Consider the following 21,154-nt stretch of genomic DNA (forward strand, 5'->3'; position numbering starts at 1 on the left):
CGGCCGGACGGAGTCTGTCCCGGCGATACGCGAAGCAGGACCGACCGGCGAGGAGTTGAGCCGACGATGCAGTGTCCCAAGTGCCGTGCACCGATGCACACGTACAACCGCAACGGCGTCCAGATCGAGCAGTGCAGCGGCTGCCGCGGGATCTTCCTCGACTACGGCGAACTGGAGGCCCTGACCCGTCTGGAGGCGCAGTGGTCCCAGGCCGCCCCGCCGCCTCCGCCCGCCCCGCAGGGCTACCCCGCGGCACCGGCGGCACCGGCCTGGGGTGCTCCGCACCACGGTCACGGTCATCACCACGGCCACCGCAAGAACAAGGGGTTCGGGCGGATGCTCTTCTCCAGCTGAGCATGGCGAAGCCCCCGGTCGTGAGACGGCCGGGGGCTTCGGGGTGTGGACGATACTGGGATTGAACCAGTGACCTCTTCCGTGTCAGGGAAGCGCTCTCCCGCTGAGCTAATCGTCCTCGGGGCCACGATCACCGTATGGAGCGGATCACGGGCACTGCGTGCGCGATACTGGGATTGAACCAGTGACCTCTTCCGTGTCAGGGAAGCGCTCTCCCGCTGAGCTAATCGCGCGGAGATCCTTGCGGACCAGTGGACGATACTGGGATTGAACCAGTGACCTCTTCCGTGTCAGGGAAGCGCTCTCCCGCTGAGCTAATCGTCCTTGGAGGTGGAGACGGGATTTGAACCCGTGTAGACGGCTTTGCAGGCCGTTGCCTCGCCTCTCGGCCACTCCACCAGGAGTGTAGGGGACCGGGAAGACCCCTGTTCCTTCGAGCGGACGACGAGGCTCGAACTCGCGACCTCAACCTTGGCAAGGTTGCGCTCTACCAACTGAGCTACGTCCGCTTGTCGTTTCGGTCCGCTCCCGCGGCCCGGCGACGTGTTGAACTCTAGCGGATTCCGGGGCCAGTACAAAAACGCGTTTGTGCAGCGTGCTGCGGTGCGCCCCGCCGCCGACCTGGTCGGGGAGTGCGGAGGGGTGCGTTCGAGCGCCCGTCGAGACTTCGGTCATAGACTCGACGGCGTGCATGACCTCCCCCCTCTGGCCCGTTTCGGCGACCGGCTCGCCACCGGTCTCCGCGACGTCACGGACGACCCCGCGGCCCTGGACTCCCGCGGCTTCTGGGCCGTGTGCGCCGACTTCGAAGGGCGGCTGACCTGCGCCCGCTTCGCCGACGTGCGCGAGGAGCCGGTACCCGCGCCGGTTCCGGGCCGGTGGCGGGGACCGGCCGTCGGTGACTGGACGTCCTCGCTCGACCGCGCGGAGTACACCGCCGCCGTACGCCGCATCCGCGAGCACATCGCGGCCGGGGAGGTCTACCAGGCCAACCTCTGCCGGGTGCTGTCGGCGCCCGTGCCGTCCGGTGCCGACGTGGACGCCCTGACCGCCCTGCTGGCGCGCGGCAACCCGGCGCCGTACGCCGGAACGGTGCGGCTGCCGGCGCACGGGGTGGAGACGGCCACCGCCTCGCCGGAGCTGTTTCTGCGCCGTGCCGGGCGGACCGTCGAGTCGGGGCCGATCAAGGGCACCGGACGCACCGAGGCGGACCTCCTGGAGAAGGACTACGCCGAGAACGTGATGATCGTCGACCTGGTCCGCAACGACATCGGGCGGGTCTGCGCCACCGGCAGCGTCACCGTGCCCGACCTGTGTGCGGTGGAGAAGCACCCGGGGCTGGTGCACCTGGTGTCCACCGTGCGCGGTGAACTGTGCGCCGACGCCGGCTGGCCGGAGCTGCTCGACGCCGCCTTCCCGCCCGGCTCGGTCACCGGCGCACCCAAGTCCAGCGCGCTGCGGATCATCGACGCGCTGGAGACGGCGCCCCGGGGGCCGTACTGCGGGGGCATCGGCTGGGTCGACGCCGACCGCGGCGTGGGGGAGCTCGCGGTCGGTATCCGTACGTTCTGGATCGACCGGACGGACGGGGCCGGCGCGCTGCTCCGGTTCGGCACCGGGGCCGGCATCACCTGGGGCTCCGACCCCGAGGGGGAGTGGCGCGAGACGGAACTGAAGGCGTCGCGGCTGCTCGCGGTAGCGTCGGGGGCGTACGAGGTGAGCGGCGAGGGACTGCAGGCGTACGCTGCCGGAACGGGGGACGCGCTCCGGACCCCCGGCCGTCCCCGGTGATTCAGGTGAGGTGGCGTTCGGTGAAACTCTGGCTCGACGGCGGACTTCAGGAGGTCGAGGCCGCCCGGGTCTCCGTGTTCGACCACGGGCTGACCGTGGGCGACGGCGTGTTCGAGACCGTGAAGGCGGTCGGCGGCAGGCCCTTCGCGCTGACCCGGCATCTCGACCGGCTCACCCGCTCGGCCCGCGGGCTCGGACTGCCCGATCCCGACCAGGACGAGGTGCGCCGCGCCTGCACCGCCGTTCTCGGGGCCAATCCGATGCCGCTCGGCCGGCTCCGCATCACCTACACCGGCGGACACGGCCCGCTCGGCTCCGACCGGGGCGACCAGGGCCCCACGCTCGTGGTCGCCCTCGGCGAGACCGCCCGCCGGCCCGACACCACGGCCGTGGTCACCGTGCCCTGGACCCGCAACGAGCGCGGCGCGGTGACCGGCCTGAAGACCACCTCGTACGCCGAGAACGTCGTCGCCCTCGCCCGTGCCCACGAACACGGTGCCTCCGAGGCCCTGTTCGGCAACACCGTGGGGCAGCTGTGCGAGGGCACGGGCTCGAACGTCTTCGTGGTCCTGGACGGTGAGATCCACACCCCGCCGCTCGCCTCCGGCTGTCTCGCGGGCATCACCCGCGCCCTGGCCGTGGAGTGGGCGGGGGCCAGGGAGACCGACCTGCCGCTGGACGTGCTGCAGCGGGCCGACGAGGTCTTCCTCACCTCCACGCTGCGCGATGTACAGGCCGTGCACCGGGTCGACGACCGCGATCTGCCCGGCGCCCCGGGGCCCGTCACGGCCAAGGCGATGCGGATCTTCGAGGAGCGCGCCGGGGACGACCAGGACCCCTGACCGCAGCCGGGATCCCGAGCCGCCCACGGAAATCAGGCTGACGCCGGGCCCGCCGCCGGGTAGAAACCGGGTGATGACCACGACCCTGCGGCCGACCGAGCCGCTCCAGCGCGCGGCCGACGGGACGCGTTCACGCCGCTACCAGGTGTGTGTGAACAGCCGGCCCGTCGGCGCGGTACACCTCGGTACCTCGCCGGTCTTCGGTGACTCCGCGGCGCGGATCCTGAGCCTGCGCATCGACGAACCCGACCGGCGGCGCGGCCGGGCCACCGTGGCCGCGCTCGCCGCGGAGGAGGTGGCCCGCGGCTGGGGCTGCCGCATGATCGAGGTGAGCCTGCCCGCGGACGCCGAGGCGGCGCTGCACCTCGCACGGGCGCTCGGCTACGTCCTGCGCGCCCGCGGCATGCGCAAACGGCTCGGTGACACCCCGGCGCCGCTGCCCGCGGGCAGCCGGGCGCGTCCGATGACACCGGCCGAGTTCGAGACCTGGCGGGTCCATGAGACCGAAGAGTACGCGCGCACCTGGATCGCCCAGGGGGTGTCCGGGGCCGACGCGCACGCCAAGGCCCGGCGCGACCACGAGACCCTCCTGCCGCGGGGCGCGGACACCGAGAACATGCTGTTCAGCGTCCTGGAGCAGGAGGGGACCCGGGTCGGCGTGCTGTGGCTGGCGCGGTACGCGGAGCTCGCCCGTGTCTACGACGTCGAGGTCGACGCGGCCCACCGGGGGCGGGGCCACGGCCGGGCCCTGATGCTGCTGGCGGAGCAGCAGACGATCGGCGCCGGCCTGCGCGCCCTCGGCCTCAACGTGTTCGCGGGCAACACCCCGGCCGAGCGGCTGTACGACTCCCTGGGCTTCCGGACCACCCGGTTCAGCTTCGCCAAGCCGCTGCTGTAGGCGGGCCGGACGAGCGGGGCGGGTGCTACGCCCGGGGGGCCGCCAGCAGACGGTCCGCGATCTCCTCGATGCGCTCGCGGATCCCCTCCTGGCTCTTGCCGCCGTCGAGCCGCTCCCCGCCGATGACGTACGTCGGCGTACCGGTGACGCCGATCGCCTTGCCCTCGGCCTGGTCGGCGTCGACGATCAGGATGTGCCGGCCGTCGATCAGCGCCGTGTCGAACTCCTCGGCGTCCAGGCCGAGTTCCCGCGCGGTGTCGACCAGCATGCGCTCGCCGGCCCGGTCCAGCTCCGCCACCCGGCCGAGCACCGCCTCCACGTAGGGCCAGCCCTGGCCCTGGGCGGCGGCCTCCTCCGCGGCCTGTGCGGCGGCGAAGGCGTGCTTGTGCTTGTCCAGCGGGAAGTGCCGCAGCCGCAGCTCGAGCCGGTCGCCGTAGCGGGCACGCAGGGCGCGGAGGTCGTCCAGGGCGGTGCGGCAGTCGGTGCACTGCAGCTCGCACCAGACGTCGAGGACCGCGGTGGGACGGGCGGGGGAGGAGTCGCTCATGGGGCCAGTCTCCCAGCCCCGGCCGGGGCGGCCCAAGACGGCCCTCGCACCGGCCGCTGCCGTACGGCACCACCGGGACCTGGGGAGGAGCCGACCCGGAGATGTCCCTGATCTCCACCCGCGGCATGGCCCCGGAGGGTGTGGACGGTGCAGGATGGAAGGGACGAAGTACCCCTCTGTCCGAGCGAGCCCAGCCTGGAGGACCGGATGATTGCCGAGACCATCTGCTCTGCCGTGGCCGCGGCGGGCCTGGGCATCGCGGCGATCACCGCGTACCGCAGGCGTTTTCTCACCGCGACCCGCATCGCCGCCTACTCGCTGATCCCCCTCGGCCTGGTGATGACGGGTGTCATCGACTGGCTCGCCGACACCGCCTTCAGCCCCATGGCCTGGGCGGGCTTCGGGGTGCTGGGCGCCTCCTGGGCGCTGTTCATGACCACCCGCGGTGTGGAGCGCCGTCGGGGTGGCACCCGCAAGGAGCGCAAGCAGGCGCGGGCCGCCGCGCAGGGCGAGGCGGTGGCTCCCGCGGCCTCGGCGCCCTCCCTGGGCTCCCGGTCCGAGTCCCGCCCGGCCGCGAAGCCCGCGGGCAAGCAGGGCGGCGACGAGGACTTCAGCGACATCGAGGCGATTCTGAAGAAGCACGGCATCTGACGGCTGTCCCCCGGGGACGGCAGTCGTAGCGCGCGGTCACGTGCGCCGTCCCGTGCCGGATGAAACGACACAGTGGGTCCGGCCGCGTCCGGAAGTGATCACAACCCGAACCGAAGATCACCGTTACGGCGAACTCCGCGGAATTCCGGGTGTGTTGATCGCGCCGAGGGCATGGACTGCGCCATCATCGCCCGCGAGATGCTGGACACGACGCAGCCGGACACGACAGAGAGTCATGCCGCGCCGCCGAAGGACGAGCCGCGCGGCTGCCTCTTCGCCCTTTCCCAGCCACCGCTGATGATCTTCCTTGCGGTGATCGGGTGTCTGCTGCTCATGGCTTCCCTGCACGACCTGCTGTTGCTGTGAGCCGTACCCGCGTTCCCCGGCGCCACCCGTCGGGGGCGCGTCGGACCGGTGTCGCCCGCGCCGTGTGGCCCGGGTCAGCCCGCGGCCTCCTTGCGGCGCGCGCGGTAGGCGGCCACATGGAGCCGGTTGCCGCAGGTCCGGCTGTCGCAGTACCGCCGTGAGCGGTTCCGTGAGAGGTCGACGAAGGCCCTTCGGCAGTCCGGGGCCTCGCAGCGCCGCAGCCGCTCCCGCTCCCCGGCGACCAGGAAGAACGCCAGGGCCATCCCGCAGTCGGCGGCCAGGTGGTCGGCGATGGAGGCGCCCGGGGCGAAGTAGTGGACGTGCAGGTCGTAGCCGTCGTGGTCGGTGAGCCGGGGGGTGGTGCCCGCGGCGGCCACGAGTTCGTTGATCAGTCCGGCGGCGACCCGGGTGTCGGCAGCCGCGAAGACCGCGGCGAACCGGCCGCGGATCTTGCGCACCGCGGACAGGTCGAACTCCGAGAGGGTGCCGACATCACTGATGTCGTGGCTTCGTACGAAATTCTCGAGAGCGGCTACGTCCGGCAGTCCGTCCGGCGTCGTCCCGTCCTCCGGTGCGGTGTTCACCAGATCGACCACGGCGTCGAGCGCGCACCGGGTGTCGTGGGTGATCAGCACGTTTCACTCCCTGGCCTCGGCCGTGTCCCCCGGCGGGCGTCCGCCGGTGCTGGCCGATGGTAGTGGCTCCCTCCGGCCGCCGGACCCGTCCTGATCACACTCGCCCCAGCCGGCGGGCGGTTCCGGTCACGCTGCGCGGAGCCGGTGCAGCCGCGCGGATGCAGGTACGGCGGATGCAGGTACAACGGCGGGCGCCGGCCACCGGTTCCCCGTGGGCGCGTCCGGACCGCACACACGGCGCCGCCGCCGCGGGGATCCGCGGTGGCGGCGCCGTGTGTGCACTGTGCGGTTGTCCGGGCCCGAGCCGTCACCCCGAGTCGACGGCGCCGGGCTGCTGAGGGGGCCTCGCCCTAGCTTTCCGCCAGGATGTGCGAGAGCTCCTGATCGAGGTCGAAGTGCCGGTGCTCCGTGCCCGGGGGCACGGCGGCGTCGGTCCGCTTCAGAAAGGACTCCAGGGCCCGCGCCGGGGCCTCGAGCAGGGCCTCTCCCTCCGGGGAGCTCAGGGCGATGCACACGACGCCCTGGCCGTGGCTGCGCGACGGCCAGACGCGGACGTCGCCGGTGCCGGTGGGGCGATGGAGCCCCTCGGCGAGGAGGTCGCGGGCGAACACCCACTCGACGGTCTCCTCGGCTCCGGTGTGGAAGGTGGCGTGCACGGCGTAGGGGTCGGCCGTGTCGTACCGCAGGCCTGCGGGGACAGGCAGGGAGGACTCGCTCGACACAACGAGGCGCAGGTGCAGCTCGCAGCTGACCGTGGTGTTCATAAGCGCCAGGGCCTTTCGCTCAGTGTGCGCTCGGGGATTCGCACGTCGGCGAAATCGACATGCCACCTACGGTGCCGTTGTAAACCCCTCTGAGTGTTTTGCGTGTGTTTACGTAACTCTTCCGGCGGAGGGATCGTTGTGTCGGTGCGGCCATTCCGGTGACTCGATCGGCTCGGGTAGGGTTTGGCCGTATGAACACGGGGAGTAGCGAGCCGGGCGAGGTGGCCGTGGCGTCGGACCACACCAGGGCGGACAAGGCGGAGGGCGAGCGGGCTCTCGGCTCCCGGGCGCCGGAATTCATCAAGGCCAGCCGCATGCTCCACCTGAGCTGGCAGGTGGGCGTCTTCATCATCGGTCTCGCGGTCGTCGTGACCGGTGTGATCATGCTGCCCCTGCCCGGCCCCGGCTGGGTCGTGATCTTCGGCGGCATGGCGATCTGGGCGACCGAGTTCGTCTGGGCCCAGCTGGTGCTGCGCTGGACCAAGCGCAAGGTCACCGAGGCCGCCCATCGCGCCCTCGACCCCCGGGTGCGCCGCCGGAACATGATCCTCACGGCCGTCGGCCTGGTGATCTTCGGGGGGCTGGCCGGTTTCTATCTGTGGGAGTTCGGATTCGTCATGCCGTGGAAGATCGAGGACCAGTGAGTCCCGGGCCGGTCGACCGCCGGCCCGGGCACCGGGCGCCGCTGCTCCGGTCCATGGTCATGAGCGCCCCTGACATGGGGTAATGTTCTTCCTGCGCCCGGGCGATTAGCTCAGTGGGAGAGCGCTTCGTTCACACCGAAGAGGTCACTGGTTCGAACCCAGTATCGCCCACCGGACCGCAGGACGGCCCGTCTCACCGATGGTGAGGCGGGCCGTCTTCGTGTATGCGGCGGGGCACACTGTCGCCATGGACTGGAACCACTACCGCTTCCTCAGCCTGTGGGTCCTGCCCGCGCCCGTCCCCACCGTGTACGAGGCCCTGGAACGCATCGAGGACTACCCCCGCTGGTGGCCCCAGGTGCGCGAGGTCACCCGGCTCGGCGACACCGCGGGGCTGATCCGGATCCGCTCCCTCCTGCCGTACGACCTCACCTCGACGATGCGCGAGCGGCGCCGGGACCCGGACGCCGGGGTGCTGGAGGTCGCCCTGTCCGGCGACATCGACGGCTGGGCCCGATGGACCGTCACCCCGCACGCCTCCGGCAGCCTCGCCCGTTACGAGCAGGAGGTCGACGTCCGCAAGCCGCTGCTGCGGCGGCTGGCCGTACCCGGACGGGCGTTCTTCCGCGCCAACCACACGCTGATGATGCGGGCGGGCCGGCGCGGACTGGCCCACCGTCTGAACGCGGTTTGAACCGAACGCGCGGGGACCTGTATGGTTCAGTGCGTTCCCGGGCGATTAGCTCAGTGGGAGAGCGCTTCGTTCACACCGAAGAGGTCACTGGTTCGAACCCAGTATCGCCCACCCGGAGAGACCGGTCCGTCCTACGACGGACCGGTTTTCCTTGTGCCCCGGGCACCGGCGGTGCCCGGGGCGCTCACGCGGCCGCAGCCGGCTGATCCGGACGCAGCGGCCAGGCCGGATCCACCGCCTCCTCCGTACCGCTCAGCGCGAACCACGCCTGCAGCCCCCGCGCCTGGGCCGCGTGCCACACCGCCTGCAGCGTGTGCAGCTCGGCGGCGGACAGCCGCTCGAGCCGCCCCGTGAAACGCCGCCCCACCGCCCGTACGACCTCCAGAGCGGCCTGCGCGTCCGCCGCCGCGTCATGCGCGTCGTCCAGCGGGACGCCGTAGTGCGCACACAGATCGGTGAGGGTGCGGCGGCCCTTGCGATAGCGGTCCAGATGCTTGTCGAGCACCCGCGGATCCAGCACGCACAGCGGCGTCCGCTCCAGCCGGCGGCTCAGCGACGAGGCCCGGTGCCTGCGCAACTCGCGGTCCAGCAGCGTCAGGTCGAACGGCGCGTTCATCACCACCAGCGGGCGTCCCGCACGGGCCTGCTCCGCCAGCGCCTCCGCTATCTCGTACATCACCGGCGCCGGCCAGCGGCCGTTGCGCTGCAGGTGCTCCTCCGTCAGCCCGTGCACCGCCGTCGCCGCCTCGGGCACCGGCACACCCGGGTTCACCAGCCAGCGGCTCACCCGCGGCCTCAGGCCCGGGGCGTCCTGCACGACGACGGCGGCCGACACGATCCGGTCGGTCTCGACATCGACACCCGTGGTCTCCGTGTCGAAAGCGGCCAACGGCCCCTCGAACCAGCACGTCATGGTCCCACAACCCCTCGTTCACCCTCGGCAGTCGACGTACCGTCCGCTGCCCGATCCGGTGATACCCGGGCTGTTTGCGCCGTACGCCGGAAGGACACAACAGGAGTACGGTTCCGCGCAGTTCAGCGGGACGAGCGGGGAATCACCAGTTCTGGAAGGCTGTTGGCCATGGCCATAGCGCAGCCCGAGCGGGGCGGGCTGCTGCCCGAGCGCACGGCGTCCGCTCGCGGCTCTCTCGCAACCACCGCCTGCATGGAGACTCTGCAGGTCGGCTATCTCCACGCGGTCGCCGCCGCGGCAGGCTGCTCACTGTCCCAGCCCTTCCCGGACAACGGCATCGACTGGCACGTCAGCCACAGCGCGCCCGGCCACACGGTCGACGACGAGGTCACGATCAAGGTGCAGCTCAAGGCCACCTACCAGATTCCGCCGAGCCCGCCCGGCCGCTCCTTCTCCTTCACACTCGACAACGACCACCTGGCCAAGCTCGCCCGCACCCCCGTCTCCGTGCACAAGATCCTCGTGGTGATGATCGTCCCCCGCTCCCGGGACCAGTGGCTCCGGGCCGGCCACGACCGGCTCGACCTCAGACACTGCTGCTACTGGACCAACCTCGCCGGACACCCCGTCACCGGCCGCCGCCGCACCACCGTGCGCATACCGACCTCACGCATCTTCGACGACCGGGCGCTCTGCGAGATCATGACGCGGGTCGGGACGGGAGGGAAACCATGACGCACCGACCGACCGACGAGCCCCTGCGGCCCGCCCGCCCGCACCCTGCCGACACCCCCTGGGACGGCCCGCCGCCCGAGCCCGCCGACGTCGATCCCGCCGTGCTCGCCGCCCTGCTGCACCGGCACGGCTGGCAGCGCCGCGGCGGCGCCCCCGGACGCTACGGCCGCTGGACCCCGCCCGGACCCGGCCGCGGCGGCACCAGCCTGCTGGTCCCCGAGACCCGGGCCTTCCCCGACAGCGACGACCTGCTCGGCGAGGCCCTCCTCGCCCTCACCCGCAGCGGCACCCCCTCCGCCCGCGAGGTCCTCCTGGCCCTGGCCGTACCCAGCGACGAGATCCACTGGTCGCGCGACGTCCCGGCCGGACCCGGGGACACCACGACCTGGACCGTGGAGGAAGGGATGCGCACCGCCGCCCGCGCCGTGCTGCTCGCCGCCGCACTCGCCACACGCGCGCGTGCCGGGTACTTCGGCGCCCGGCACCGCCGCGCCGCCACCGCGTCCCTGGAGAACGTCCTGGTCGGCCCCGCCCCCGGCGGCCGCCACCTGACCGCATTCGTCCCCGTCGCGCCCGGCCGCCCCCTCTCCGTCCGCCTCCACCAGGCACTGCACGCCACCCGCGAGGCCGTCGACTACCGGCGGGCCACCGGCGGCATGGACGCCTTCGACTCCGCCGTCGAGTCGGGCGTCAGCCACGAGCTCACCGAGGCCCTCGTCTCCCTGGTCCGGGGCACCGAGGGGGCGCGGATCGCGGTCGAGTGGGCCCCGGCCGCCGGAATCCCGGCGGGCTGCGCCGCCCCGGCCGAACCCGTCGAGTTCACCCCCGGCGACCTGCCCGCCCTGCGCGAGGCCGGCGTCCGCTACCTGCAGGCCGAGCCCTCGGTGCCGGTACGGATCACCGGCGCCGTGGTGCGGCTGCGCAGGTCCGGCCCGCGCGGCGCGGGCACCGTACGGCTGCGGGTGCTGGCCGGGGCCGAGATCCCGCATGTGCGGATCGCGCTGGACGAGGAGGCCTACCGCATCGCCGGCCACGCCCACCTCGTGGGACTGCCGGTGCGGGTGCACGGACGGCTGGAGAGCCGCGGCGGCTTCCGGCGGCTGACCGGTGCCGGGCCGGTGATCCCCGTGCAGGTCGACGACGCCGAGCGGGACCGGCTGGTGAAGGCCCTCCAGGAGGACCTCGACTTCTTCGAGGAGGCCTGCGGAGGGGACTGAGGCGACCGCGGCGGTGCGCGGACCAGGGGAATGATTTCGCGGTCGGTGGCCCCGGGTCGGTACGATCCCATGCAAGCGTGCGCTCCGGTACGGCGCCGCAGCCCCACCTTCAGTCAGGAGAGACCGGTGTCAGACGTCCGTGTGATCATCCAACGCGATTCCGAGCGGGAAGAACGCGTGGTGACGACGGGCACTACGGCCGCCGAGCTCTTCGCCGGCGAGCGCTCGATCATCGCCGCGCGCGTGGCCGGCGAGCTGAAGGACCTCGCTCACGAGGTCAGGGACGGCGAGACCGTCGAAGGCGTCGAGATCTCCTCCCCGGACGGCCTCGACATCCTGCGCCACTCCACCGCGCACGTCATGGCGCAGGCCGTGCAGGAGCTGTTCCCCGAGGCCAAGCTGGGCATCGGCCCGCCCGTCAAGGACGGCTTCTACTACGACTTCGACGTCGCCCAGCCCTTCCATCCCGATGACCTCAAGGCCATCGAGAAGAAGATGCAGGAGATCCAGAAGCGCGGCCAGCGCTTCTCCCGCCGGATCGTCAGCGACGAGGAGGCCCGCGAGGAGCTCGCCGACGAGCCGTACAAGCTGGAGCTGATCGGCCTCAAGGGCGCCGCCTCCCACGACGACGGCGCGGACGTCGAGGTCGGCGCCGGCGAGCTGACGATCTACGACAACCTGGACGCCAGGACCGGCGAGCTGTGCTGGAAGGACCTCTGCCGCGGTCCCCACCTGCCCACCACCCGGAACATCCCGGCGTTCAAGCTGATGCGCAACGCGGGCGCCTACTGGCGCGGCAGCGAGAAGAACCCGATGCTCCAGCGCATCTACGGCACCGCCTGGCCGACCAAGGACGAGCTCAAGGCCCACCTGGAGTTCCTCGCCGAGGCCGAGAAGCGCGACCACCGGAAGCTGGGCCACGAGCTGGACCTGTTCTCCGTCCCGGAGCAGATCGGCTCCGGCCTCGCCGTCTTCCACCCCAAGGGCGGCATCGTCCGCCGGGTCATGGAGGACTACTCGCGCCGCAAGCACGAAGAGGCCGGCTATGAGTTCGTCTACACCCCGCACGCGACGAAGGGGAAGCTCTTCGAGACCTCGGGCCACCTGGACTGGTACGCCGACGGCATGTACCCCCCCATGCAGCTCGACGAGGGCGTGGACTACTACCTCAAGCCCATGAACTGCCCGATGCACAACCTGATCTTCGACGCGCGCGGCCGGTCCTACCGCGAACTGCCGCTGCGCATGTTCGAGTTCGGCACCGTGTACCGGTACGAGAAGTCGGGCGTCGTGCACGGCCTGACCCGTGCCCGCGGCTTCACCCAGGACGACGCGCACATCTACTGCACCCGCGAGCAGATGTCCGAGGAGCTCGACAAGACCCTCACCTTCGTCCTCAACCTGCTGCGCGACTACGGCCTCACCGACTTCTACCTGGAGCTGTCCACCAAGGACCCGGAGAAGTTCGTCGGCTCCGACGAGGCCTGGGAGGAGGCCACCGAGACGCTGGCCCAGGTCGCCGAGAAGCAGGGCCTGCCACTGGTCCCGGACCCGGGCGGCGCCGCCTTCTACGGCCCGAAGATCTCCGTCCAGACCAAGGACGCCATCGGCCGGACCTGGCAGATGTCGACGATCCAGCTCGACTTCAACCTGCCGGAGCGCTTCAACCTGGAGTACACCGGCGCGGACGGCACCAAGCAGCGCCCGGTCATGATCCACCGTGCACTGTTCGGCTCGATCGAGCGCTTCTTCGCGGTGCTCCTCGAGCACTACGCGGGTGCCTTCCCGGCCTGGCTGGCCCCGGTCCAGGCGCTCGGCATCCCGGTGGGCGACGCCCATGTCGAGTACCTGGAGCAGTTCGCCGCGGCGGCGAAGAAGCAGGGGCTGCGGGTCGAGGTCGACTCCTCCTCGGACCGCATGCAGAAGAAGATCCGCAACGCCCAGCGTGCCAAGGTGCCCTTCATGGTCATCGCGGGCGACGAGGACATGGCCAACGGCGCCGTCTCGTTCCGCTACCGCGACGGCTCCCAGGAGAACGGCATCCCCGTCGACGAGGCCATCGCCAAGATCGCGAAGGTCGTCGAGGAGCGGGTACAGGTCTGATCCACAGGCATCACAGGCATCACAGGCATCACAGGCATCACCGGCGTCCGTCGGCAGCTGTCGGGAAAGGCCCCCGGGAGATCGCGGGGGCCTTTCCCGTCGGCCCCGCGGGACGCCATATGCTGCACGCATGACGAGTGAGCCGGAGCAGCAGTCGGGAGTGGGCACGCAGGACGCCTTCCAGCGCCTGTGGACGCCCCACCGGATGGCGTACATCCAGGGCGAGAACAAGCCGAGCGGCCCCGGTGCCGACGACGGCTGCCCCTTCTGCTCGATCCCGGCCAAGTCCGACGAGGACGGGCTGGTCGTCCGGCGCGGCGAGCAGGTGTACGCGGTGCTCAACCTCTACCCGTACACCGGCGGCCACCTGATGACCGTGCCCTACCGGCACGTCGCCGACTACACCGATCTGACCGATTCGGAGACGGTGGAGCTGGCCGAGCTGACCAAGCAGGCGATGACCGCGCTCCGTGCCGCCTCCGGAGCCCACGGCTTCAACATCGGCATGAACCAGGGCACGGTGGCCGGCGCGGGCATCGCCGCCCACCTGCACCAGCACATCGTCCCCCGCTGGGGCGGCGACACCAACTTCATGCCGGTCGTCGGCCACACCAGGGTGCTGCCGCAGCTCCTGGGCGACACCCGCAAGATGCTGGCGGAGGCGTGGCCGGCGGCCTGACCGCCGGCACCGGCCCTAGGCGTCGTAGACGTCCGCCTTCTTCGGCGAGACGTCCTGCACCTGCCCGCTGAGCACCGCCGACCGCGTCCCGAACTTCTCGGTGTCCGCCCCGTTCTCCTTCAGCACCCGCAGCGCCGCCGCATGTACCACGCGCAGCACCGGTGTGGCCGCCCGCAGCGCGTCGTCGGTCATGAAGCGGTGCCGCCAGGGCTGGTCGGCCCAGGCATGCCGCAGCCCGAACGGCTCGGGCAGCGCGATGGTGCCGCCGAGCCACTTCAGCAGCGGCGGGTACCAGGTGAGCGGGGCGCGCACGGCGAGCCGCACCACCTCCTGGGTGGTCACCAGCGGCAGCATCACCGTGCGCGTCTCCCACGGCTTGAACGACTTGGCCACCTGCTTGGAGGGCGCCTCGGACTTGCCGGTGAACAGCGGGTTCACCGGCCCCAGCGCATGCCCGGTGACCTCGATCCGCAGGGTGGAGTGCAGCACCGTCACCGTGATCAGCATGGTGATCACCAGCTGTCCGTCCCACAGCGTCCACTGCACGCCCAGATAGTGCCGGTCACCGGCGCCGAACTGCTGCTTGTTGCAGATGTCCTGTATCGCGTGCGGCTTCACCTGGTACGCCTCGACGTCGGTGCCCTCGGGCCGGGAGACCGCCTTGGCGTTCTCGCCGATCGGGGTGACGATCCAGTGCCGGATGGACGGCTTGGGGAAGCCCCCGGTGTTCAGCGGGCCGCGCTCCAGCAGCGCCAGCTGGTCATGGATGGACCGGACCACGTCCCAGCTGCGGAACGGGTGGATCTCCCGGTCGGGGTCGGCCGGCACCAGATCCTCGGCGAGCTGCCAGCTGCCCCAGCGGGTGCCCATGCCGAGTATGCCCTTCGGGCCCGCGTAGAAGACCGAGTTGGACTGCTGCTCCGCGCCCAGCCGGGCCAGGGACTGGCGCAGCTGTTCGGCCGCGGTCTCGTTGGGGTTGCTCGGCACGGCCTCGGGCACCTTGGCGCCGACACTGCTGCCGGTCAGCAGGCTGTCCCAGCGCTCCCGCATGTCCCTGGCGGTGCGTTCGCAGATCCGCTTGGCCCAGAACCAGCCGATCACCGGCACGACGACCGCGGCGCGCACGTACCAGCCCCCGAATCCGGAGAAGGGCAGCTTGACCAGGAACAGCACCGCCAGCGCGCCGACCCCGACCAGCAGGGCGGTGGCCAGCGCACCGGCCTGCTTGTTGTCCGACTTGACGACGAAGGCGCGGATCTGGAAGACCAGCAGCCAGGCCAGCATGCCGGGCAGGAACAGCAGGCCGCACACCGCCATCACCAAGGTCAGCCGGCTGTCCCGCTCCTTGCGGATGCGGTGGGCGGCCAGACAGTGCTCGACGACCACCTGCGGCTCGGTGCCGAACGACTGGATGAGCGGACTGCGGTCCTTGCCCAGCATGCGGTCGATCACCGCGCGGGAGAAGGCCTCGCCGAGATTGGGCCTGAAGAGCGTGGCCCAGGACCGGCCGGGGTTGACGGTCGTCCGGTGCCACTCGTTGTCGGCCTTCTTGATGTCCTCGACCGGGTTGTCCCGGTAGGCCGCGGAAGCCAGCGCGAACGTGGCCGTCTGGCTAGTGTCTCCCGTACGCGGCACCTGTGGCCCGAAGAAGTCCGCGTAACCGTTGCCCACGGTCAATCCCGCCCCCCAACGCAGCCGCACCCGTTCAGGGCGGCCTTCCCGACTTCCGTGCTCCGCACACCTGTTGATCAGGTCATCAGCGTATCGGCAGGCACCGCCGTACGTCGGCGGACGGCCGAAGCCGCCCACCGACGGAGCCGAAGCCCCCACCGACGGGGCCGGGGCCCCGGTGACGCGGCCGAGGCCGGCCCGCCCGCACGCGCAGGCGGCGTGCGCACCGGCGGGCGGGCGCGTACCGCGCCGGCCCCTACGCGCCGGCGCGCGCCTCCTCCCGGACTCGCTCCGCGACCTGCGGCGGCATCGGCTCGTGCCGCGCGTACCGGCGGCTGAAGCGCGCGGTGCCGTGGGACAGGGACCGCAGGTCCACCGCGTACCGGCCGATCTCCATCTCCGGGACCTCGGCCCGGATCAGGGTGCGTCCGCCCGGCGTCTGCTCGGTGCCCAGGACCCGGCCGCGCCGCCCGGACAGATCGCTCATCACGGCGCCCACGTAGTCGTCGCCGACCAGGACGCTCACCTCGGCCACCGGCTCCAGCAGATGGATCTTCGCGTCGGCGGCGGCCTCCCGCAGCGCCAGGGCGCCCGCGGTCTGGAACGCGGCGTCGGAGGAGTCCACCGAGTGCGCCTTGCCGTCCAGCAGTGTGACCCGCACGTCGATCAGCGGATGGCCCGCGGCCACGCCCCGGGAGGCCTGCGCCCGCACGCCCTTCTCGACCGACGGGATGAACTGCCGCGGCACCGCGCCGCCGACCACCTTGTCGACGAACTCGATGCCGGAACCGCCGGGCAGCGGCTCCACCTCGATCTGGCAGATCGCGTACTGGCCGTGCCCTCCCGACTGCTTCACGTGCCGCCCGCGCCCTTCCGCCCTGGCTCCGAACGTCTCCCGCAGGGACACCCGGTGCGGGACGACGTCGACCTGGACGCCGTACCGGCTGCGCAGCCGCTCCAGGGCGACGTCCGCGTGGGCCTCGCCCAGGCACCACAGGACCACCTGGTGGGTGTCCTGGTTCTGCTCCAGCCGCATCGTCGGGTCCTCGGCGACCAGCCGCGCCAGGCCCTGGGAGAGCTTGTCCTCGTCCGGCTTGCTGTGCGCCTGGATGGCGAGCGGCAGCAGCGGGTCGGGCATCTCCCACGGCTCCATCAGCAGCGGATCGTCCTTGGCGGAGATGGTGTCGCCCGTCTCGGCGCGGCCCAGCTTGGCCACGCACGCCAGATCACCCGCGATGACGTGCGAGACCGGCCGCTGCAGCTTGCCGAACGGTGTCGACAGGGTGCCGATCCGCTCGTCCACGTCGTGGTCCTCGTGGCCGCGGTCGGCCAGCCCGTGCCCGGAGACATGCACCGTCTGGTCGGCGCGCAGCGTGCCGGAGAACACCCGGATCAGCGAGATCCGGCCGACGTAGGGGTCGGAGGAGGTCTTCACCACCTCCGCGACCAGCGGCCCGTCGGGGTCGCACGCCGCCACCTCGCGCGGCTTGCCGTCGGGCGTGGTCACCCGGGGCGCCTCGCCCTCCAGCGGGGTCGGGAAGCCGCGGGTGACCAGCTCCAGCAGCTCCACCGTGCCGAGGCCCTGCCGGGCGCCATCGGCCGCGGGGGCGGCGGCCAGCACGGGGAAGAACACCCCACGCGCGACGGCCCGCTCCAGGTCCTGGATCAGGGTGCCGACGTCGACCTGCTCGCCGCCGAGATAGCGGTCCATGAGGGTCTCGTCCTCGCTCTCCGCGATGATCCCCTCGATCAGCCGGTTGCGGGCCTCCTCGATGAGCGGCAGCTGGTCCTCGCCCGGCTCGGACTCCTTGCGCTCACCGGTCGAGTAGTCGAACAGCTTCTGCGACAGCAGACCGATCAGTCCGGTCACCGGGGCGTGCCCGTCGGGGGCCTGCGGGCCGTGCAGCGGCAGGTAGAGCGGGAGCACGGCGTCCGGGTCGTCGGCGCCGAAGGCCTCCGCGCAGGTCCGTGTCATCTCCTCGAAGTCCGCCCGGGCGGCCTCCAGGTGCGTGATCACGATGGCCCGCGGCATGCCGACCGCCGCGCACTCCTCCCACACCATGCGGGTCGAGCCGTCCACTCCGTCGGAGGCCGAGACGACGAAGAGGGCCGCGTCGGCGGCCCGCAGTCCGGCCCTGAGCTCACCGACGAAGTCGGCGTACCCGGGGGTGTCGAGGAGGTTGACCTTGATGCCGTCCTGTTCCACGGGCACCAGGGAGAGCTGTACGGAGCGCTGCTGCCGGTGCTCGATCTCGTCGTAGTCCGAGACGCAGCCGCCGTCCTCCACGCGGCCCGCCCGGTTCAGCGCCCCCGCCGTGAGTGCGAGGGCTTCCACCAGTGTCGTCTTGCCCGATCCGGAGTGGCCGACCAGCACCACATTCCGTACGGACGCGGGTTGGTCGGCCGCCTGTGCCCTGCCGGCGGCTCCGGGGTGTGTGTGCGCCTTGTCGCCCATTGCCTGTCCTCCCGTGCACGGTGAGGTCACTGTGGGCGCGGACATGCGGAACCCGCGTACTGGGGCGGCTCCGGCGACGCCCGCGGTTCTTCGAGCTTTCCACTCCCGTCACGCTGCGTCCATACGAGCGACCCGATCCCGCCGTCCGCCCGACGCGTATCCGCCGTCGGTCCGACGCGTAACCGCCGTCGGTCCGCCGCCCGCCCGACGCATGGCCGTGCGCGCGACCGGGCCGTGGGCCCGGCCGTCGGTCACGCGCGCGCGTGGCTACGATGGGCCAGCCGGTGGCCAGCAGGGGCCAAGCGGCGACACCGACCGTCGGGAAGGCCATGCTGAACAAGTACGCGCGTGCATTCTTCACGCGTGTCCTCACACCGTTCGCCGCGTTTCTCATCCGCCGGGGCGTGAGCCCGGACACGGTGACGCTCGTCGGCACCGCCGGTGTGGTCGCGGGCGCGCTGGTCTTCTATCCCCGGGGCGAGTTCTTCTGGGGCACGGTCGTGATCACGCTGTTCGTCTTCTCCGACCTGGTCGACGGCAACATGGCCCGCCAGCTGGGCCGCTCCAGCCGCTGGGGCGCGTTCCTGGACTCCACCCTCGACCGGGTCGCCGACGGCGCGATCTTCGGCGGCTTCGCGTTGTGGTACGCGGGCGGCGGCGACGACGAACTGCTGTGCGCCGTGTCGATCTTCTGCCTGGCCAGCGGGCAGGTGGTGTCGTACACGAAGGCGCGCGGTGAGTCGATCGGCCTGCCGGTCGCGGTCAACGGGCTGGTGGAGCGGGCCGAGCGGCTGGTGATCTCGCTGGTCGCGGCCGGATTGGCGGGGCTGCACGACTTCGGGGTGCCCGGAATCCAGTATCTGCTGCCGATCGCGCTGTGGATCGTCGCCGTCGGCAGTCTGGTCACGCTGGTCCAGCGGGTGGTCACGGTCCGCCGGGAGTCCGCCGAGGCGGAGGCCGCGGCCGGACAGGAGACCCAGGGGAGCGAGGCGGCGAAGTGAGCGCCCGGGAGCGGCTGACGGACGCGCTGTACGGCGCCGGCTGGAGCACCGTGAAGAAGCTCCCCGAGCCGGTCGCGGTCCGGCTCGGGCGCACCGTCGCCGACGTCGCCTGGAAGCGGCGCGGCGCGGGCGTCAGGCGCCTGGAGAGCAACTACGCGCGCGTGCTGCCCGACGCGAGCCCGGAGCGGCTGGCCGAGCTCTCGCGCGCGGGCATGCGCTCGTATCTGCGCTACTGGATGGAGTCCTTCCGGCTGCCCGCCTGGAGCCCCGAGCGGATCAGGAACGGTTTCGACCCCAAGGACCTGCACCACCTCACCGACGGCATGGCCGCCGGCCAGGGCGTGATTCTGGCGCTGCCGCACCTGGCCAACTGGGACCTGGCCGGGGCGTGGGTCACCACCAAGCTGGGCATCCCCTTCAGCACCGTCGCGGAGCGGCTCAGGCCGGAGAGCCTCTACGACCGTTTCGTCGCCTATCGCGAGGGCCTCGGCATGGAGGTGCTGCCGCACAGCGGCGGCAGCGCCTTCGGGACGCTGGCCCGGCGACTGCGGGCCGGTGGCCTGGTCTGTCTGGTCGCCGACCGCGATCTGTCCGCCTCCGGGGTCGAGGTCGACTTCTTCGGCGAGACCGCGCGGATGCCCGCCGGGCCCTCCCTGCTCGCCCAGCAGACCGGTGCGCTGCTGCTGCCGGTCACGCTCTGGTACGACGACTCTCCCGTCATGCGGGGCCGCGTGCATCCGCCCGTCGAGGTACCCGGGTCAGGTACACGCGCGGAGAAGGCGTCTGTCATGACACAGGCGCTGGCCGACGCCTTCGCCACGGGGATCGCCGAGCATCCGGAGGACTGGCACATGCTGCAGCGTTTGTGGCTGCGGGACCTCGACCCCGCGAAGGCGCCGCCCGACCCGGCGCAGCCGCCCGCGGCCCCGGGGAAGGACAGCGCGTGAGGATCGGCATCGTCTGCCCGTACTCCTGGGACGTACCGGGCGGCGTCCAGTTCCACATCCGCGACCTCGCCGAGTACTTCATCCGGCTCGGCCACGAGGTCTCCGTGCTGGCGCCCGCCGACGACGACACGCCGCTCCCGCCGTACGTCGTCTCGGCCGGCCGCGCGGTGCCGGTGCCGTACAACGGCTCGGTGGCCCGGCTGAACTTCGGCTTCCTGTCGGCCGCACGGGTGCGGCGCTGGCTGCACGACGGCGCCTTCGACGTGATCCACATCCATGAGCCGACCTCGCCCTCGCTGGGCCTGCTGACCTGCTGGGCCGCGCAGGGGCCGATCGTGGCCACCTTCCACACGTCCAACCCGCGCTCCCGCGCGATGATCGCCGCGTACGCCATCCTCCAGGCCGCCCTGGAGAAGATCAGCGCCCGCATCGCCGTCAGCGAGTACGCCCGCCGCACCCTGGTCGAGCACCTCGGCGGCGACGCCGTGGTGATCCCCAACGGCGTGGACGTCGACTTCTTCGCCAAGGCCGACCCGAACCCCGAGTGGCAGGGCGACACCCTCGGCTTCATCGGCCGCATCGACGAGCCCCGCAAGGGCCTGCCGGTGCTGATGCGTGCCCTGCCGAAGATCCTCGCCGCCCGCCCGCAGACCCGGCTGCTGGTCGCCGGGCGGGGCGACGAGGAGGAGGCCGTGCAGAGCCTGCCGGCGGAGCTGCGCTCCCGGGTGGAGTTCCTGGGCATGATCAGCGACGCGGACAAGGCCCGCTTCCTGCGCAGCGTCGACCTGTACGTGGCGCCCAACACCGGCGGTGAGAGCTTCGGCATCATCCTGGTCGAGGCCATGTCTGCGGGTGCCCCGGTGCTCGCCTCCGACCTGGACGCCTTCGCGCAGGTGCTGGACCGGGGCGCGGCCGGTGAGCTGTTCCCCAACGAGGACGCCGATGCGCTGGCGGCGGCGGCCGTACGCCTGCTGGAGAACCCGGAGCGCCGGGCCGAGCTGCGGGACCGGGGCAGCGCGCACGTACGGCGGTTCGACTGGTCGACCGTCGGCGCGGACATCCTGTCCGTGTACGAGACGGTCACCGCGGGTGCGGCGGCGGTGGCCACCGACGACCGGGCGACCGGACTGCGGGCCCGCTTCGGCCTGGCGCGGGACTGAGCCGGCCCCGGACCGTCCCGGGGCCGAGGCGGATTCCGGCCGGCCCGGGACCGAGTCCGGGGGGTCGCTGCCCGGCCGGGCAGCCCC

At 71.9% G+C, this 21,154-nt stretch carries 21 protein-coding genes and 7 tRNA genes; 17 read left to right on the forward strand and 11 right to left on the reverse strand.

All coding sequences use genetic code 11. The features are described 5' to 3' along the window. Positions 1–66 precede the first annotated feature (66 nt). Positions 67–354 carry a TFIIB-type zinc ribbon-containing protein gene (locus tag V5O46_RS17905; RefSeq protein WP_332885609.1) on the forward strand — a complete coding sequence of 96 codons (288 nt, stop codon included), beginning with the start codon at positions 67–69 and terminating at the stop codon, positions 352–354. Positions 355–400: 46 nt separating this feature from the next. Here the strand turns inward: V5O46_RS17905 and V5O46_RS17910 are convergent. From V5O46_RS17910 to V5O46_RS17930, 5 genes are all read right to left on the reverse strand, one after another. Then, a tRNA-Val gene (locus V5O46_RS17910) sits at positions 401–472 on the reverse strand. 43 nt (positions 473–515) lie between these two features. Further along, a tRNA-Val gene (locus V5O46_RS17915) sits at positions 516–587 on the reverse strand. Positions 588–606: 19 nt separating this feature from the next. Next, positions 607–678: transfer RNA gene (locus V5O46_RS17920), tRNA-Val, on the reverse strand. Between the two features lies 1 nt (position 679). Then, positions 680–753 (reverse strand) — tRNA-Cys (locus V5O46_RS17925). 37 nt (positions 754–790) lie between these two features. Beyond that, a tRNA-Gly gene (locus V5O46_RS17930) sits at positions 791–863 on the reverse strand. Positions 864–1,041: 178 nt separating this feature from the next. Between V5O46_RS17930 and V5O46_RS17935 the strand changes: the two genes are divergently transcribed. The 3 genes from V5O46_RS17935 (at position 1,042) to V5O46_RS17945 (ending at position 3,885) form a co-directional block, all read left to right on the forward strand. After that, on the forward strand, positions 1,042–2,145 hold the full coding sequence (locus tag V5O46_RS17935; RefSeq protein ID WP_332885610.1) for a chorismate-binding protein: 1,104 nt from the start codon (positions 1,042–1,044) through the stop codon (positions 2,143–2,145). Between the two features lie 20 nt (positions 2,146–2,165). Continuing rightward, positions 2,166–2,987, forward strand: a complete 822-nt coding sequence (locus tag V5O46_RS17940) for an aminotransferase class IV (RefSeq protein WP_332885611.1) — start codon at positions 2,166–2,168, stop codon at positions 2,985–2,987. Between the two features lie 73 nt (positions 2,988–3,060). Beyond that, positions 3,061–3,885, forward strand: a complete 825-nt coding sequence (locus V5O46_RS17945) for a GNAT family N-acetyltransferase (protein ID WP_332885612.1) — start codon at positions 3,061–3,063, stop codon at positions 3,883–3,885. Positions 3,886–3,910: 25 nt separating this feature from the next. On the opposite strand, the gene V5O46_RS17950 is transcribed toward V5O46_RS17945, so the two are convergent. Beyond that, complete coding sequence (locus V5O46_RS17950; protein ID WP_332885613.1) at positions 3,911–4,432, reverse strand: DsbA family protein; 522 nt, start codon at positions 4,430–4,432, stop codon at positions 3,911–3,913. A gap of 207 nt (positions 4,433–4,639) precedes the next feature. Between V5O46_RS17950 and V5O46_RS17955 the strand changes: the two genes are divergently transcribed. Continuing rightward, complete coding sequence (locus tag V5O46_RS17955; RefSeq protein ID WP_332885614.1) at positions 4,640–5,083, forward strand: hypothetical protein; 444 nt, start codon at positions 4,640–4,642, stop codon at positions 5,081–5,083. Between the two features lie 171 nt (positions 5,084–5,254). Continuing rightward, positions 5,255–5,449 carry a hypothetical protein gene (locus V5O46_RS17960; protein WP_332885665.1) on the forward strand — a complete coding sequence of 65 codons (195 nt, stop codon included), beginning with the start codon at positions 5,255–5,257 and terminating at the stop codon, positions 5,447–5,449. 74 nt (positions 5,450–5,523) lie between these two features. Here the strand turns inward: V5O46_RS17960 and V5O46_RS17965 are convergent, their stop codons facing one another. Together V5O46_RS17965 and V5O46_RS17970 are read right to left on the reverse strand one after the other, a co-directional pair. Continuing rightward, positions 5,524–6,084: a CGNR zinc finger domain-containing protein gene (locus V5O46_RS17965; protein WP_332885615.1), complete on the reverse strand. Its 561-nt coding sequence runs from the start codon at positions 6,082–6,084 to the stop codon at positions 5,524–5,526. Between the two features lie 350 nt (positions 6,085–6,434). After that, entirely contained in the window at positions 6,435–6,848 is a 414-nt protein-coding gene (locus V5O46_RS17970; RefSeq protein ID WP_004002642.1) for an SsgA family sporulation/cell division regulator, read from the reverse strand. 191 nt (positions 6,849–7,039) lie between these two features. On the opposite strand from V5O46_RS17970, the gene V5O46_RS17975 reads away from it, so the two are divergent. From V5O46_RS17975 to V5O46_RS17990, 4 genes are all read left to right on the forward strand, one after another. Next, the gene (locus V5O46_RS17975; RefSeq protein ID WP_332885616.1) at positions 7,040–7,492 is read left to right on the forward strand and encodes a TIGR02611 family protein; all 453 of its coding nucleotides are present in this window, start codon (positions 7,040–7,042) and stop codon (positions 7,490–7,492) included. Positions 7,493–7,591: 99 nt separating this feature from the next. After that, positions 7,592–7,663, forward strand: a tRNA-Val gene (locus tag V5O46_RS17980). 76 nt (positions 7,664–7,739) lie between these two features. Then, positions 7,740–8,186 (forward strand): SRPBCC family protein, encoded by a 447-nt coding sequence (locus V5O46_RS17985; RefSeq protein ID WP_332885617.1) that lies wholly within the window; start codon positions 7,740–7,742, stop codon positions 8,184–8,186. A gap of 39 nt (positions 8,187–8,225) precedes the next feature. Continuing rightward, positions 8,226–8,297, forward strand: a tRNA-Val gene (locus V5O46_RS17990). A 73-nt stretch (positions 8,298–8,370) separates the two neighbouring features. Here the strand turns inward: V5O46_RS17990 and V5O46_RS17995 are convergent. Beyond that, positions 8,371–9,099: a 3'-5' exonuclease gene (locus V5O46_RS17995; protein ID WP_332885618.1), complete on the reverse strand. Its 729-nt coding sequence runs from the start codon at positions 9,097–9,099 to the stop codon at positions 8,371–8,373. Positions 9,100–9,267: 168 nt separating this feature from the next. On the opposite strand from V5O46_RS17995, the gene V5O46_RS18000 reads away from it, so the two are divergent. The 4 genes from V5O46_RS18000 to V5O46_RS18015 all read left to right on the forward strand — a co-directional run bounded on the left by V5O46_RS18000 (position 9,268) and on the right by V5O46_RS18015 (position 13,833). Continuing rightward, entirely contained in the window at positions 9,268–9,834 is a 567-nt protein-coding gene (locus V5O46_RS18000; RefSeq protein ID WP_332885619.1) for a DUF4365 domain-containing protein, read from the forward strand. Then, entirely contained in the window at positions 9,831–11,051 is a 1,221-nt protein-coding gene (locus V5O46_RS18005) for a hypothetical protein (RefSeq protein ID WP_332885620.1), read from the forward strand. The genes V5O46_RS18000 and V5O46_RS18005 overlap by 4 nt, the downstream gene beginning before the upstream one ends. A gap of 126 nt (positions 11,052–11,177) precedes the next feature. Continuing rightward, positions 11,178–13,154: a threonine--tRNA ligase gene (thrS, locus tag V5O46_RS18010; protein WP_332885621.1), complete on the forward strand. Its 1,977-nt coding sequence runs from the start codon at positions 11,178–11,180 to the stop codon at positions 13,152–13,154. A gap of 130 nt (positions 13,155–13,284) precedes the next feature. Continuing rightward, positions 13,285–13,833 carry an HIT family protein gene (locus tag V5O46_RS18015; protein ID WP_332885622.1) on the forward strand — a complete coding sequence of 183 codons (549 nt, stop codon included), beginning with the start codon at positions 13,285–13,287 and terminating at the stop codon, positions 13,831–13,833. Between the two features lie 15 nt (positions 13,834–13,848). On the opposite strand, the gene V5O46_RS18020 is transcribed toward V5O46_RS18015, so the two are convergent. Both V5O46_RS18020 and V5O46_RS18025 read right to left on the reverse strand, forming a co-directional pair. Then, a complete protein-coding gene (locus tag V5O46_RS18020) occupies positions 13,849–15,510 on the reverse strand; it encodes a hypothetical protein (RefSeq protein ID WP_332885623.1) in 1,662 nt (553 codons plus the stop codon). A gap of 250 nt (positions 15,511–15,760) precedes the next feature. Continuing rightward, a complete protein-coding gene (locus tag V5O46_RS18025) occupies positions 15,761–17,959 on the reverse strand; it encodes an elongation factor G-like protein EF-G2 (RefSeq protein WP_332885624.1) in 2,199 nt (732 codons plus the stop codon). 272 nt (positions 17,960–18,231) lie between these two features. Between V5O46_RS18025 and pgsA the strand changes: the two genes are divergently transcribed. Genes pgsA through V5O46_RS18040 form a run of 3 tightly spaced genes read left to right on the forward strand, consistent with a single transcriptional unit; the run spans position 18,232 to position 21,067 of the window. After that, positions 18,232–18,960 (forward strand): phosphatidylinositol phosphate synthase, encoded by a 729-nt coding sequence (gene pgsA / locus V5O46_RS18030; RefSeq protein WP_332885663.1) that lies wholly within the window; start codon positions 18,232–18,234, stop codon positions 18,958–18,960. Continuing rightward, positions 18,957–19,907, forward strand: coding sequence for a phosphatidylinositol mannoside acyltransferase (locus tag V5O46_RS18035; RefSeq protein WP_332885625.1), 951 nt, complete (start codon positions 18,957–18,959; stop codon positions 19,905–19,907). The genes pgsA and V5O46_RS18035 overlap by 4 nt, the downstream gene beginning before the upstream one ends. Next, on the forward strand, positions 19,904–21,067 hold the full coding sequence (locus V5O46_RS18040; RefSeq protein WP_332885626.1) for a glycosyltransferase family 4 protein: 1,164 nt from the start codon (positions 19,904–19,906) through the stop codon (positions 21,065–21,067). Before V5O46_RS18035 ends, V5O46_RS18040 begins: the two co-directional genes overlap by 4 nt. Positions 21,068–21,154 lie beyond the last annotated feature (87 nt).

It is taken from the genome of Streptomyces poriticola (genome assembly GCF_036689765.1).
Classification (GTDB): Bacteria; Actinomycetota; Actinomycetes; order Streptomycetales; family Streptomycetaceae; genus Streptomyces; species Streptomyces poriticola.

What these genes read in the sequence shown, in the direction of transcription:
- V5O46_RS17905 (WP_332885609.1), top strand. Translation starts at nt 67, where the DNA reads ATGCAGTGTCCCAAGTGCCGTGCACCGATGCACACGTACAACCGCAAC.
- V5O46_RS17945 (WP_332885612.1), top strand. Translation starts at nt 3,061, where the DNA reads ATGACCACGACCCTGCGGCCGACCGAGCCGCTCCAGCGCGCGGCCGAC.
- V5O46_RS17950 (WP_332885613.1), bottom strand. Translation starts at nt 4,432, where the DNA reads ATGAGCGACTCCTCCCCCGCCCGTCCCACCGCGGTCCTCGACGTCTGG.
- V5O46_RS17955 (WP_332885614.1), top strand. Translation starts at nt 4,640, where the DNA reads ATGATTGCCGAGACCATCTGCTCTGCCGTGGCCGCGGCGGGCCTGGGC.
- V5O46_RS17960 (WP_332885665.1), top strand. Translation starts at nt 5,255, where the DNA reads ATGGACTGCGCCATCATCGCCCGCGAGATGCTGGACACGACGCAGCCG.
- V5O46_RS17970 (WP_004002642.1), bottom strand. Translation starts at nt 6,848, where the DNA reads ATGAACACCACGGTCAGCTGCGAGCTGCACCTGCGCCTCGTTGTGTCG.
- V5O46_RS17975 (WP_332885616.1), top strand. Translation starts at nt 7,040, where the DNA reads ATGAACACGGGGAGTAGCGAGCCGGGCGAGGTGGCCGTGGCGTCGGAC.
- V5O46_RS17985 (WP_332885617.1), top strand. Translation starts at nt 7,740, where the DNA reads ATGGACTGGAACCACTACCGCTTCCTCAGCCTGTGGGTCCTGCCCGCG.
- V5O46_RS17995 (WP_332885618.1), bottom strand. Translation starts at nt 9,099, where the DNA reads ATGACGTGCTGGTTCGAGGGGCCGTTGGCCGCTTTCGACACGGAGACC.
- V5O46_RS18000 (WP_332885619.1), top strand. Translation starts at nt 9,268, where the DNA reads ATGGCCATAGCGCAGCCCGAGCGGGGCGGGCTGCTGCCCGAGCGCACG.
- V5O46_RS18005 (WP_332885620.1), top strand. Translation starts at nt 9,831, where the DNA reads ATGACGCACCGACCGACCGACGAGCCCCTGCGGCCCGCCCGCCCGCAC.
- V5O46_RS18015 (WP_332885622.1), top strand. Translation starts at nt 13,285, where the DNA reads ATGACGAGTGAGCCGGAGCAGCAGTCGGGAGTGGGCACGCAGGACGCC.
- V5O46_RS18025 (WP_332885624.1), bottom strand. Translation starts at nt 17,959, where the DNA reads ATGGGCGACAAGGCGCACACACACCCCGGAGCCGCCGGCAGGGCACAG.
- pgsA (WP_332885663.1), top strand. Translation starts at nt 18,232, where the DNA reads ATGGGCCAGCCGGTGGCCAGCAGGGGCCAAGCGGCGACACCGACCGTC.